Origin of the sequence: Bradyrhizobium sp. CSA112, assembly GCF_029051645.1 — a bacterium.
Classification (GTDB): Bacteria; Pseudomonadota; Alphaproteobacteria; order Rhizobiales; family Xanthobacteraceae; genus Bradyrhizobium.
In genome coordinates this window covers 159,594-172,398 of record NZ_JAACFS010000001.1, presented here as the reverse complement: position 1 = coordinate 172,398, position 12,805 = coordinate 159,594, and the positions used below count along the sequence as shown (strand labels likewise).

At 61.1% G+C, this 12,805-nt stretch carries 12 protein-coding genes; 3 read left to right on the top strand and 9 right to left on the bottom strand.

The features are described from left to right. Nucleotides 1-3 precede the first annotated feature (3 nt). Both GWE18_RS00955 and GWE18_RS00950 read left to right on the top strand, forming a co-directional pair. The gene (locus tag GWE18_RS00955) at nt 4-183 is read left to right on the top strand and encodes a hypothetical protein (RefSeq protein ID WP_275183944.1); all 180 of its coding nucleotides are present in this window, start codon (nt 4-6) and stop codon (nt 181-183) included. A 170-nt stretch (nt 184-353) separates the two neighbouring features. Then, complete coding sequence (locus GWE18_RS00950; protein WP_275183943.1) at nt 354-1,043, top strand: hypothetical protein; 690 nt, start codon at nt 354-356, stop codon at nt 1,041-1,043. 69 nt (nt 1,044-1,112) lie between these two features. On the opposite strand, the gene GWE18_RS00945 is transcribed toward GWE18_RS00950, so the two are convergent. The 9 genes from GWE18_RS00945 to ccmI all read right to left on the bottom strand — a co-directional run bounded on the left by GWE18_RS00945 (nt 1,113) and on the right by ccmI (nt 11,693). Further along, nucleotides 1,113-2,267 carry a calcium-binding protein gene (locus GWE18_RS00945; RefSeq protein WP_275183942.1) on the bottom strand — a complete coding sequence of 385 codons (1,155 nt, stop codon included), beginning with the start codon at nt 2,265-2,267 and terminating at the stop codon, nt 1,113-1,115. Nucleotides 2,268-2,480: 213 nt separating this feature from the next. Then, on the bottom strand, nt 2,481-3,788 hold the full coding sequence (locus GWE18_RS00940) for an HlyD family type I secretion periplasmic adaptor subunit (RefSeq protein WP_275183941.1): 1,308 nt from the start codon (nt 3,786-3,788) through the stop codon (nt 2,481-2,483). Continuing rightward, entirely contained in the window at nt 3,778-5,478 is a 1,701-nt protein-coding gene (locus tag GWE18_RS00935; protein WP_275183940.1) for a type I secretion system permease/ATPase, read from the bottom strand. The genes GWE18_RS00940 and GWE18_RS00935 overlap by 11 nt, the downstream gene beginning before the upstream one ends. 283 nt (nt 5,479-5,761) lie before the next feature. Next, nucleotides 5,762-6,496 carry a LuxR family transcriptional regulator gene (locus tag GWE18_RS00930; RefSeq protein WP_275183939.1) on the bottom strand — a complete coding sequence of 245 codons (735 nt, stop codon included), beginning with the start codon at nt 6,494-6,496 and terminating at the stop codon, nt 5,762-5,764. A 480-nt stretch (nt 6,497-6,976) separates the two neighbouring features. After that, the gene (locus tag GWE18_RS00925; RefSeq protein WP_275183938.1) at nt 6,977-7,498 is read right to left on the bottom strand and encodes a DUF1993 domain-containing protein; all 522 of its coding nucleotides are present in this window, start codon (nt 7,496-7,498) and stop codon (nt 6,977-6,979) included. A 77-nt stretch (nt 7,499-7,575) separates the two neighbouring features. Further along, nucleotides 7,576-8,073 (bottom strand): cytochrome c-type biogenesis protein, encoded by a 498-nt coding sequence (locus GWE18_RS00920; RefSeq protein ID WP_275183937.1) that lies wholly within the window; start codon nt 8,071-8,073, stop codon nt 7,576-7,578. A gap of 4 nt (nt 8,074-8,077) precedes the next feature. Beyond that, nucleotides 8,078-10,060 (bottom strand): heme lyase CcmF/NrfE family subunit, encoded by a 1,983-nt coding sequence (locus tag GWE18_RS00915; RefSeq protein WP_275183936.1) that lies wholly within the window; start codon nt 10,058-10,060, stop codon nt 8,078-8,080. Further along, nucleotides 10,057-10,548 (bottom strand): cytochrome c maturation protein CcmE, encoded by a 492-nt coding sequence (ccmE, locus tag GWE18_RS00910; RefSeq protein WP_275183935.1) that lies wholly within the window; start codon nt 10,546-10,548, stop codon nt 10,057-10,059. The genes GWE18_RS00915 and ccmE overlap by 4 nt, the downstream gene beginning before the upstream one ends. Before the next feature lie 41 nt (nt 10,549-10,589). Further along, nucleotides 10,590-11,693: a c-type cytochrome biogenesis protein CcmI gene (ccmI, locus tag GWE18_RS00905; RefSeq protein WP_275183934.1), complete on the bottom strand. Its 1,104-nt coding sequence runs from the start codon at nt 11,691-11,693 to the stop codon at nt 10,590-10,592. Between the two features lie 411 nt (nt 11,694-12,104). On the opposite strand from ccmI, the gene exbB reads away from it, so the two are divergent. Next, complete coding sequence (exbB, locus tag GWE18_RS00900; RefSeq protein WP_342804221.1) at nt 12,105-12,800, top strand: tonB-system energizer ExbB; 696 nt, start codon at nt 12,105-12,107, stop codon at nt 12,798-12,800. The last annotated feature ends 5 nt before the right edge of the window (nt 12,801-12,805 follow it).

Sequence of the window (12,805 nt, the reverse complement as noted above, 5' to 3'; positions counted from 1 at the left end):
TTCTTGGCTTCCTACAGCTTAGCTGATCTGGATGCCGTTGCCGTTGATGTCGAACACGAATTCGAGGGTGTTGGCCGGATCGAAGAAGCCGATCACGTCAACAAAATTCTCGAAGTTGGTGCGAGCGCATCGGCGATGATCGCTCGCTGGCAAACTGCTCGCAGCAACCGCTCACCGCATTAACCTGCCGTTAATATATCGAATTCGATAGCCGTCGAACGAGACCCTTATAAATCTTACGTTAAGCCTATCCATGGCACAACCTCTGCACGAACAAGGAAAGCGAGGTTGCGGGTCGCCGAAGGCGAACTTCAATCATCGCCGTCAACGCGACAAGGATCAGGAAGAAAACCATGGTCAGCGCCGTTTCCAGCCAAGCCGCCACATTGAATCCCCTCACCCATACGGCTCTCGATACGGCCGACAACGCTAAACAACCCGCATCGAACGCGACGACGAACGACAGCGACCGTGGCCCCGCCACGCAACTGTCGCTGTCGCAGGGTGCGCGGGATCGTCTGATGGCTGCACAGCAAGCCATGGACGACTGGTCGCAGACGACCGAGGATCGTTTCCAGGCAGACATAAATGCTAGGCATCGTCAGGCGGAATTGGCCAATATTAGCTCCCAGCTGACCATGCTCGATCTGCAGGACGCTAGGCAAGATACGAACAAGGCAGGCATCGAGAGACTTCAGAAATCCTATGACAAGATGCTGAACTCTCCGATATCTCCCTTAGTAACGCTGAATGCTGCGGAGACCGCAAAGGCATTACAGATGTTGAAGGACGCCGGTCGGACACTGCCTCCTCTCGGTCCAAATGTTACCTATGGCTTCGTGAAGGACGGTGTCCAATACAATTTCCGGGGCGACGGCACGGTAACCACCCGCAAGGAAGGTATCGCAACGTCAGTTGAGGATCAGCAAGAGGCGTTGGCTTCCCTACGTGCCATGACGGATTTTATCTCGAGCGACATCCGGGACAACAGCAACGCTCGCGCGAGCCTCGTCGCGCAGCGCGACGCGCTGATTGGTCAATAGCAGTGCAATCTGGAAAAGGAATGGCGCAGGAGGCTCCCTCCTGCGCCATTTTCTTTGCATGCTATAGTTTTAGCTGATCTGGATTCCGTTGCCGTTGATGTCGAACACATACTCTAGCGTGTCCGCATTGGATGGATCAAAGAAGCCGACCACGTCGACGTAGTTCTGGAAGTTAGTGTCGAGCGCATCGGCTATGATCAAGTCCTTCCCCAACTGGAAGAACTGAAGCGTGGTGACATCGGCGACATTGAAGACCAGCACATCTAATCCGCCCGCATCCGAGATGCTCGTTACGCCGCTGTTATTGTGAACGAACGTATCATTGCCGAGGCCGCCATCGATTGCGACGACACCGCTCGTGTTGTCGATAATGACATCATTATCGGCGCCTGCATCGACTAGATTGTTACCACCATTCAATCTAATAGTATCATCACCCGCGCCACCAACAACCTCGTTGAGCGCGGTCGCCACCGTGATGTCGTCGTTGCCAATTCCACCATCCACAACGCTGCGAGTGCCGAATAGGTCGGTAATGGTATCGATGCCATCTCCCCCGTTGATTTGGTCATATCCGCCGCCACCATTGATCGTGTCATCACCGTTCTCTCCCCAGATGGTGTCGTCATCGTCACCACCATCGATCGTATCGATATCGTCCCCTCCCAGAATGATGTCATTACCCCCATCACCATTCAAATAATCGTTTCCGGTGCCACCGAGGATTACGTCTCCGTCAGATCCGCCGGACACACTGTCATTACCAATGCCGCCTTCGAGGCGGTCCATGCCGCTTTCGCCGAGAAGTGTATCGCCGCCATCCTGGCCATAGAGAAAATCGCCCTCAGTGCCGCCAAGGATGAGATCGTTGCCACCTTCGCCCATGATGGTATCGATATCGGCGCCGCCGTTGAGAATGTCGTCGCCATCGCCACCCCAGATCGTGTCGTTGCCGGCGTCGCCGTGGATGTCATCGATATCAAAGCCCGGTCCGCCGTCGAGTTGATCGTTCCCGGTTCCGCCGGAGATATGGTCACCACCATAGCCACCAATGATGGTGTCCCAACCGTCGTCACCATTGAGGAAGTCGTTGCCGTCGCCGCCCTCAATGCGGTCGTCGCCACCGCCGCCGGATAGAAAGTCAACTGCTCCCCGGCCGTCCATGTAGTCATTCTCGAACGTACCAGTGAAAATGTTTTGCGTGTCGTCACCAATATAATTCATAGCCATCTCCCATGATTATCGCCGCTCTCGTCGGCTTCACCATGGGATTACGCTTCTCACTTTCTCTCAATATATCGATCTCGATAAACGCTATATCGATTTCGATAGTCGATATTTCCGGTTTGAGATTAATCGTCTTCAAGCGCACGCGTGTGATGCATGCGCATATCGTCACGTGATCTACACATAGAGGTCACAACGCTTGTCGGAAGATCAGTCTTCCCGGAAAATGCGGTGCGTATGGTCCCGCAGCGGCTTCGCGAAGTACGACAGGACGGTGCGATCGCCGGTGAGGATGTAGGATTCCGCCGGCATGCCGGGGATGAGCGTCAGCTTGCCGAGCTTCGCAAGCTCATCCTGGCTGATGGCAATGCCGACGCGGTAGTACGTCGCGCCGCTGTCATCCTTCACCACGTCGCCCGAGATGCGCGTCACGGTGCCGCTCAGTTGTGGCGTCGTATTTCGATTGAAGGCCGTCAGCCGAAGGATTGCGCTCTGCTGAAGCGCGATCTGATCGATGTCCTTTGCGGCGACACGTGCCTCGACCGTCAGATCAGTACCCTGGGGAACGATCCGCATCAGCGCTTCCGCCGGCGTGATCACCCCACCAATGGTGTGTATAGCGAGCTGATGAACTAGGCCTCTTATCGGCGCTCGCAGTTCAACGCGACTGAGCTGATCCTTTGCCGTGACCTCGCGCTCCAGCAGTTCGCCCTGTCTCACGTTCACATCACGAAGTTCTGTTGCGACCTCGCTGCGCAGCGTCTGATCAACCTGCAGAAGCTGCAGCTCGACTTCCGTAATGTGTCCACGCGCCTCAGCGGTCGCCGCGATGAGTGCGCCGCGCTCACCGTTGAGACGGGCCGCCGCGCGCGCCAGATTGTTGACGCGGTCGATCGGGACGAGGCCTTTGCTAAAGAGACTTCGAACCCCGACCAGTTCCTTCTCGATCAGGTCGATTTCCTCGGTCTTGGCTTCCTGCTGCGCGGCCTGCCCCCCGATCTTTTCGTTCAATTGCGCGATCCGTTCACGCAATTGCCCTTTCTGTCCCTCGCGCGCTTCGCGGCGGTGCGCAAACAGCCTGCGTTCCCGCTCCATGACGTTGCGAACGGCGGCGGCATTCAGCCGCACCGTGAGTTCGGCGGGCGTCGCCACGTCGGACAGATTGTCCCGCTCGGCCTCGAGCCGGGCCTGGCGCGCGAACAATTCGTTGAGATTCTTCGTGACGATCGCAAGGTTTGCCCGCGTGGTGGTGGCGTCCAGCCGCACCAGCACGTCCCCGGCATCGACAATCTGCCCCTCGCGAACCAGCAGCTCGGCGACCACGCCGCCCGTCGGATGCTGGATCTGCTTCACGCTGCCTTCCACGATGACGTTGCCTGGCGCGATGACAGCGCCGGACAATTCCGTGGTCGCGGCCCACCCACCTACGCCGAACACCAGCATCAGGATTGCGGCAACACCCACCAGCGCATGAAGGCGGAGCGAGCGCCCGATCACTCGCTGGTCATCAGGCTTCATTTGCGACAGCCTCGCCTTCGATCACCTTCAGCGGCGGAACGGCCTTCGCTCTTTGGCCCTGCTTCAAGACGGCATCGCGCGGTCCGAAGGAGCGGATCATGCCGGCGTCCATCGCAAGAACAAAATCGAGCGATGCCAGAATGCCGGCCCGGTGCGCCACCACGATGACGATGCCGCCTCTCGACCGTACACCCTTGATCGCCTGCGTCAGAGCCCGCTCCCCCTCGGTGTCGAGGTTGGAATTTGGTTCGTCCAGAACGACCAGAAATGGATCGCCATAGAGTGCGCGCGCCAATGCGATCCGCTGGCGCTGTCCTGCCGAAAGGCCGAGCCCCCTTTCGCCAACGCGCGTCTCATATCCGTCCGGGAGCTGGACAATCACGTCGTGAACGCCCGCCGCCTGTGCTGCTGCGACAATCTTGTCATCGTCCGCGAACGGATCGAGCCGCGCAATGTTTTCTGCAACGGTGCCGGGAAACAAATCGACTGCTTGTGGCATGTAACCGACGAAGCAGCCACGTTCTTCCGCCCTCCACTGATCGAACGTCGCATTATCGAGACGAACACAACCCCGGATGAGAGGCCAGACGCCGACGATCCCGCGAATGAGAGAGGATTTGCCCGAACCGCTCGGACCGATAACGCCGAGGACGCTGCCCCCTTTCAGCGTGAACGTCGCATTCTGCACCGTAAGCCTGCGGGGATCGGATGGCGGCGCGATGTAGACACCTTCGAGGGCAAGCGAACGAGACGGCGGCGGAATGGCCGTGCGCTCGCCCTCCACCGGAAAATGCGTCATCAGGTCATTGAGGCGCTTCCATGCCTCGCGGGCACCAAGCATGCCGCGCCAGTTTCCGATCACATGCTCGGCCGGTGAGAGCGCCCTCGCGACGATGATCGATCCCGCAACGATCATGCCTGCACTCATCTCGTCATTGATCACGAGATAGGCCCCAAGGCCGAGGGTGGCCGATTGCAGGAGATGGCGAAACGCTTTCGATACGCCCGATAGCGTTCCGCCGATATCGCCTGCCACGCGCTGAAGCCGTGTGTATTCGCGGTGCGCTTGCTCCGAGTGAACCGACGCTCTCGACGTCAAACCCATCGCCGCGAACGCCTCTGCGTCGCGGTTGGCGGCCTCCCCAAACTTGTTTCTGGCAGCTTGCGTGGTGCTCGCCTCTCTGAGCAGCCGCCGGGTCCGGATATCCGTGATGACTGTCAGGCCGGCGAGAATGACGGTTCCCGCAACAACGAACCATCCCACCAACGGATGCAACAGAAAACAGACGGCGACATAGAGCGGCGTCCAGGGCAGATCAAATAGTGCTGAAGGTCCCTGGCTCGTCAGGAAGCCTCGCACCTGATCGAGATCACGGGCCGGGCGCAATGCGTCGCCCTCGACCTGTCCCTTGAGGGGTGCCCTGGCGATGATTGCGAATACGCGGGCTGACAGGCTGGCATCCACGCTTGAGGCGATCCGCGCCATCACACGAAAGCGCAACACGTCAAAGAAACCCGAAAACGCATAGAGGCCGGCAGCAAGGACCAGCAGAGCACTCAGCGTCGGAATGCTACGGCTGGGAATGACCCGGTCGTAGATTTCAAGCATGAATATCGGACCCGTCAGCCCAAGCAGGTTCGCCATTCCTGAAAAGATGGCGGCACTCCAGACGGCGAAACGAAGATTCAATCCGGCATTCGATTGCCGCGGCAATTGCATGTCGATACCACGCCGTCATTCCAAGGCTGCGGCCTACGCGCAAGCGAACGAGATTGCGCGTGTCCTCGCGACGGCTACTGTCGTCGACAACCAACCGTGCGACAATATATCAAAATCGATAGCGCCTGATGTGATCGACGACAATTTGAATCATTCACCATGTCCTTTGATCTGCGCATCTCAAACTTGATTCAAAGCCGTCGGTAAAGCCACAAGCGACTTGCCATCGCCGCCTGCAACAGCAACCATGCGCTCAAGGGACAGTGATGAGATTGGCGCGCAGCGCGATGATCACGGCTTGCATGAGATTCACAGCGCCCAATCTGGCACGCGCGCGTTTCAAGTAAAGACGCACTGCGGCTTCCGACAGTTTAAGAGCCGTCGCGATCTTCTTGGGCGGATCACCTTCGGCGAGCCGCTGCAAACATTGGCGCTCGCGCGCAGTCAGCGAAGGCCGCACCTTCAGCCCGTGCTCATCAGACCAGATCCGAATGACACGCTCATGAAAATAGAGCCCGACGAACGCGATCTCGGATTGGTTTCTATTCTTGAATGCGTCCCACGCTTCCGGCTTCACGTTAACCGTGAAGGAAAACGCTCCCGCGTCTCCGTCGGGACCACGCATCGGAAACGACATTCCGGGCGCGCCAATTCCGTATTTTGCCGCTTGGGAAAAAAAGTAGTGAGCATCGGGCGACTGCAGATCGAGCGCATGCCAGTCGATCGGCAAAAAACCGGTCCTGCTGGCTGCATAGACAGGATCAATCCGGAAAAAATCCTCGCGCCAATATCGCTCCACCCATTCATCTGGATACGTGAGGATAAAATAGGGATCCGTATCGGCCAGGTCCGGCATTCGCAGACCAGCATAGGCCAGATGCGAAAGACCATAGATCTCCCGCAACTCGTTCATCACCTTCAGCAATTCGTTTGACTTGTGTGCATGCGCAATCGCATCCAGAGCAGGCTCAATTCTCTTACAATCCATACCACCCTCGGCAATTCACTTACCGACACTTCTAGAAGATCGACCAATCTAAGTTGGGCTTCGGTCATTGCATCGAAGTTGCGCAAGCATTCCATGCGACCTTATGTTGCGCAAGGCCAAATCGTCTCTTCGAGCATTCGCACGTTGCAGGGCTTAGAATTCTTCGGAGTCGACGTTGAGCGCGCGAGTTCTACAAGGACAATTTCATTCAAATTTCATTTGCGATAGAGCTAGGAAATAAAGTTTTGGACAGCAGCGAATCCAGACAATCGATATGCGTGCACTGACGTCGACAATCGTTCTCAACGCTCACCGACTTTTTTGCCAGCAAATTCAGTTCAAAGGATTGCAATCAAAAGACCGCGCTTAGCAGGCGATTTCATACGCGCCTTCACGCGGCAGCATCGCGACGCTTCTGTTCGCTGAAAGGAGCGGCGTTCGACGGCGCAGCGATTGTGTCCTGCGCCGCGCCGAAGCCGCTCAGCTCTTCAATTTGAGCCGGCCCATGAAATCCCGCTTGCCGAGCGGCACGCCGTTGGTGCGCAGGATGTCGTAGGCGGTGGTGGCGTGGAAATAGAAATTGGGCAGCGAGAACGACATCAGGAAGTCCTCCGCCGTGAATGGCAACTGGCGCTCGCCGACGTGAAAGACGACATCTCGGCCGCCGAGCGCATTGACCGCTTCCGGCGTCCACGCCGACAGCGCCTCGCGGGTCTGCGCGATCAGCCCCTGCAATCCGGCGTAATCGTACGGCGTCTTTGACGCGGGCGGACGAAACTCTCCGCTTTGCACGGCTTCGATGGCGCCGCGGGAATGTTGGGCGACGGAGATGATCTGGAAACGCAACGGCAGCATATCCTGCGCCAGTCGCGCCTCGACCATGGTTTCCGGATCGATATTGTTATCGCGAAAATGCTTGAGGCTGCGATCGAGGAAGCCGCCGACCGCGCCAAGCGTCTGCAGATAATTCGCGACGGTGGCGTCGTAGAGTGAAAGAGCCATGTCCGGTTTCTCCCAGGGTTATGTTTTTGAACTGAGGGAGTCATAGCGGAAACCTGTCCGCATACAATGGCGCGGGCTTAGGGTTGCTTGTCCGGCGCATCGGCCGCGAGCAGGCGCTCCAGCCTCGCCTCTTCCTCTTCCGTCAGGCGCCGCAGCGCGGGATCGGCCGCGCTGCCGGGATTCGAGCGGCGGCGGCTGTAGAGCCAGAGCGCCACTCCGCCGCCGGCCAATGCGAGCGGCGGCAGCAGCCACAGCAATAGCGTGTGCGGCGTGAAGCGCGGCTTCAACAGCACGAACTCGCCGTAGCGCGCCACCAGAAAATCGATCACCTGGTTGTCGCTGTCGCCGGATGCGATCCGCTCGCGCACCAGAAGCCGCAGGTCGCGCGCCAGCGGCGCATCAGAATCGTCGATCGACTGGTTCTGACACACCATGCAACGCAGCTCACGCGACAGGTCGCGCGCGCGGGCTTCCTTCGCAGGGTCCGACATGATCTCGTCAGGCTGCACGGCGTAAGCGGCCGGCGCGCCCGACATCAGGGCGGCAACGAATATGCTGACGAGGAGCTTCTTCAACGGTTCACTCCGCCGGCTGGAGCGCGCGAGCAGCCTTGGCAGGCTTCGGCGCGCCGACGCGCAGGCGGCGGTCGGACAGCGACAGCAGGCCGCCGAACGCCATCAAGACGGGACCCCACCAGATCAGCAGCACCAGCGGCTTGTGATAGATGCGCACCGCGATGGCGCCGTCGGCATTGGTGTCGCCGAGCGAAACATAGAGCTGGCTGGCGCCGCGCGTCAGCAGCGCGGCCTCGGTGGTCGAGGCGCCGCGCGTGGTGAAGTTGCGCTTCGATGGCGTCATCACCTCCAGCGTTTCGCCGTCGCGGACGACCGTGAATTGCGCGATCATCTCGCGGAAATTCGGCCCCTGCCGCTGCGTGACGCCGTCGAGCTTCAACTGGTAGCCGGCGACCCTGGCGACATCGTCGGGCTTCATCGAGCCGATATATTCGCTATTCCAGGTGGTTTCGCAGACGATCCCGATCAGGGCGATGCCGATGCCGGCATGCGCGAACGCCGTGCCCCAGGTAGCTCGCGGCAATCCGCGCGCGCGGGCCATCGCGATCGTCAAGGGAGTGCGGAACAGGCCCACGCGTTCGGCGAGATCGCTCACGGCGCCGGCGACGACGAATACCGCAAGCCCGATCGCGAGCGGCGCGAACGTAGCTCCGCCGAAGGTCCACGCCCACAGAACCGCAATCGCGATCAGCGCTGCGATGCCCGCCGCTGTCAGCCGCTGTGCCGCGCCGAGCAGGTCGCCGCGCTTCCACGCCAGCATCGGCCCGAACGGCATGGCGGCCAATAGCGGCACGAACAGAGGCCCGAAGGTCAGGTTGAAGAAGGGCGCACCGACCGAAATCTTGTCGCCGGTCACAACCTCCAGCGCCAGCGGATACAGCGTTCCGATGAATACGGTCGCGCATGCGGTGGTGAGAAAGAGGTTGTTGAGCACCAGCGCGCCTTCGCGCGAGATCGGCGCGAACAGTCCGCCCTGCTTCAGCGTCGACGCACGCCAGGCGTACAGCAAAAGACTGCCGCCGATGAACAGGCAGAGGATCAACAGGATAAACACGCCGCGCGCCGGGTCGGTCGCGAATGCATGTACGGAGGTCAGGACGCCCGAGCGCACCAGGAAGGTGCCGAGCAGCGACAGCGAGAAGGTCAGGATCGACAGCAGGATGGTCCAGACCTTCAGCGCATTGCGCTTTTCCATCACCACCGCGGAATGCAGCAGCGCGGTGCCGGCCAGCCAGGGCATCAGCGAGGCGTTCTCCACCGGGTCCCAGAACCACCAGCCGCCCCAGCCGAGTTCGTAATAGGCCCAGTATGAACCCATGGCGATGCCGAGGGTAAGGAAGATCCACGCAACAAGCGTCCACGGCCGCACCCAGCGCGCCCAGGCCGCATCGATGCGGCCTTCGATGAGGGCGGCAACCGCAAAGGAAAACGAGATCGAGAACCCGACATAGCCGAGATAGAGCATCGGCGGATGCACGGCGAGGCCGATGTCCTGCAGCACCGGATTGAGGTCACGGCCCTCGATCGGGGGGCTCGCGATGCGCAGGAACGGATTCGAGGTGACCAGGATGAACAGATAGAAAGCGGCGGCGATCCAGCCCTGCACCGCCAGCACATGCGCGCGCAGCGACAGCGGCAAATTGTTGCCGAAGGCGGCGACGAGGCCGCCGAACAGCGCCAGGATCAATACCCACAGCAGCATCGATCCTTCGTGATTGCCCCACACGCCGGTGATCTTGTAAAGCAGCGGCTTCATCGAGTGCGAATTCTCGAACACGTTGACGACGGAGAAATCCGATGTGACGTGCAGCATCGTCAGCGCCGTGAACGAAGCGCCGGCAAACAGCAATTGCGCGAGCGCGGTGGAGCGCGCGACATTCATCAAGGCCTGATCGCCCCAGCGCGCGCCCAGCATCGGCACGGTGGACTGGATCAGCGCCAGCGCGAGCGCCAGCACCAGCGCATAGTGCCCGGCTTCCGCGATCATTTCGAATTCCCCTGGACCGGCGCAGACGCCGCTGTGGCGCCCGGCTTGGCGCCGTAATCATCCTTCCAGTGGCCCTGCTTCTTAAGGGCGTCGGCGACATCCTTGGGCATATAGGTCTCGTCATGTTTGGCGAGCACCGTGTCGGCCTTGAACACGCCGGACGCATCCAGCGCGCCTTCGGCGACGACGCCCTGCCCTTCACGGAACAGGTCCGGCAAAATTCCCTTGTAGGCGACCGGCAGCGTGGCGCTGCCGTCGGCGACGCTGAAATTGACTGCGAGATTGTCGCCGCGCACCAGCGAGCCCGGCTGCACCAGGCCGCCGAGGCGGAACCGCTGGCCGGGCGGGATCTGCTTCTCGGCCGCCATGGTCGGCGTGGAAAAGAACACGATGGAATCGCGCATGGCGTTCAAGACCAGCGCCGCCGCAATCGCGAGCACCAGGAGCGAACCGCCGATCATGGTCAAACGCCGCTGCTTGCGCGTCATTTCTGTCCTCTGTCTTCGCCTTTGGGTTCCGGCATCATGCCTCACCCACCAATCCCGAGATTCTTCACGCCCTCATTGAGCTGGCGCAAGCGCTCGGTATCGTTGGCGACCGCCTGGCGCGCCTCAGTCAGCGCGCTCGCCGCCTTGTCGCGTTCGCCCATCACCATATAGGCCCGCATCAGCCGCAACCATCCCTCGACATCGTCGCCGTTCTGCTTCAGCCGGGTCGCGAGCCGGTCGACCATGCCGCGGACCATGGCGCCGCGGTCGGCCTCGTTCATGTCCTTGGCCGCGGCCATCGCATCATTGGAAAGCGCAGGCGCGGCAGGATCGCCGACCCTCGCCAGCGCCGCCTCGATCAGCGGGCGCCATGGCGCGTCGGCCGGCGCCTTGGCGAGCAAGCCACGCCAGATCGCAGCGGCATCGGCCTGGCGGCCGTCCTGTTCGGCGGCAAGCCCAAGGAAATAGTTTGCCCTGGGCTCGCCGGCGTTCTGCGCAACGGCGCGTTCGAACTCGGCCTTGGCCTCAGCCGTGACGACGCCGCCCGCCACGATCGCTAGCGCCTCGCCGAGATCAGAACGACGCTCCGCGCTGTCACCGGCATAGGTGATGACGTTACGGTAGGCCCGGACCGCATCGTCGTAACGGCCAAGCCGCGCCAGCACCGGCGCCAGCACGGTCCAGCCGCGCCCGTCGGTCGGGTTGTTTTCCAGATGCGCTTCGACCTGCGCCACCATGTTGTCGATCGGCTGATTGGCATCGGCGGTACGCGTGCGCGAGACAAGCGGAAAATCGCCGAGCTGAGGCGATCCGAGCGACAAGTAGAACGTCACCGCCGCGATCGGCAGACCCACCAGCGCCACGATGGCCGAAGCGCGGCGCAGACCAAGGCTCGACCGCGCCGGCAGATTGTGCTGGCTGTCCACGGCGGCAAGCAGGCGGCGGCTGATTTCGACACGCGCGGCCTCGGCCTCGGACACGCCGATCAGCCCGGCGGCGACATCGCGGTCGATTTCGGCGAGCTGGTCCTTGTAGACCGCGGCCTCACTGCCGCCGGCCTGCGCAGCAGAGCTGCGGCTCAACGGCCAGAGCACGGCGAAGATCGCCGCGACCGTCATCAGCGCGAACACAAACCACAGTGTCATCAAGCGGTTCCCGGGGGCGGAACGGCGCATCCAGCAAGCGCCGCTGCGCCGCTTTACACCACCGGCGGCAAGCCCGGCAATTGACAATTGCGGCAGGAAAACCGGCGGAACAGAGATCCCCCGTCTGGCCCGCTTCGCCGCAGGTCCCCATGGTAAACGATCGCCTAAATTGCACCGGAAACAGCATACACGGAGGAACAGCACGCCCGTTAGTATTTACACCAAGACGTAGGCGATGCTACAAAATGAGTCCAGACATTATTCCCCCTCAGAGGTTAACCGATGCAAGCCTGGAAAGCATTTCGACGCGAATTTCGTCGCGGCGCTCCGCTTCTTTCATTTCCGTTACTACTGCTGTGCTTTCCAGCCTTGGCCCAGGACGCAACGGACCGGACCGCGGTCGCCACCGCGATGCTCCCCCGGGATCTCAGTCCCTGGGGCATGTTCATGCAGGCCGATATCGTCGTCAAAGCCGTGATGATCGGCCTGGTGTTTGCGACCGCCGTGACATGGACGGTGTGGCTGGCAAAGACGATCGAGCTGATCAAGGCGCGGCGGAATGCCCGCAGCGCCTTGCGCGAGCTTGCCAGCGCCCGCAGCGTCGACGACGCCGTGCGGCAAGTCCCCGACGGCACGGTTGCCCAGTTGATCGAGGGCGCCATGACCGAACTCAGATTGAGCACCGACCGCATGGACAAGGAAGGGGTTAAAGTGAGGATCGCCTCCCGGCTGCAGCAGATCGAGGCGGCGGCAAGCAGGCGGGCGGCTCTCGGCACCGGCGTGCTTGCCACCATCGGATCGACCGGCCCCTTCGTCGGGCTGTTCGGGACGGTCTGGGGAATCATGAACAGCTTTATCGGCATCTCGAAGTCGCAAACCACCAATCTCGCCGTGGTCGCGCCCGGCATAGCCGAGGCGTTGCTGGCGACGGCGCTGGGACTGGTGGCTGCGATCCCTGCGGTCGTGATCTACAATCTGTTCGCGCGCCAGATCGCCTCCTATCGGGCGCTGCTCGGAGACGGCTCCGCAGAAATCACGCGGCTGGTCGGGCGCGACCTCGACAGCGGCACCATGCTGGTGCGGCGACATCTGGCAGCAGCGGAGTAGCAGCC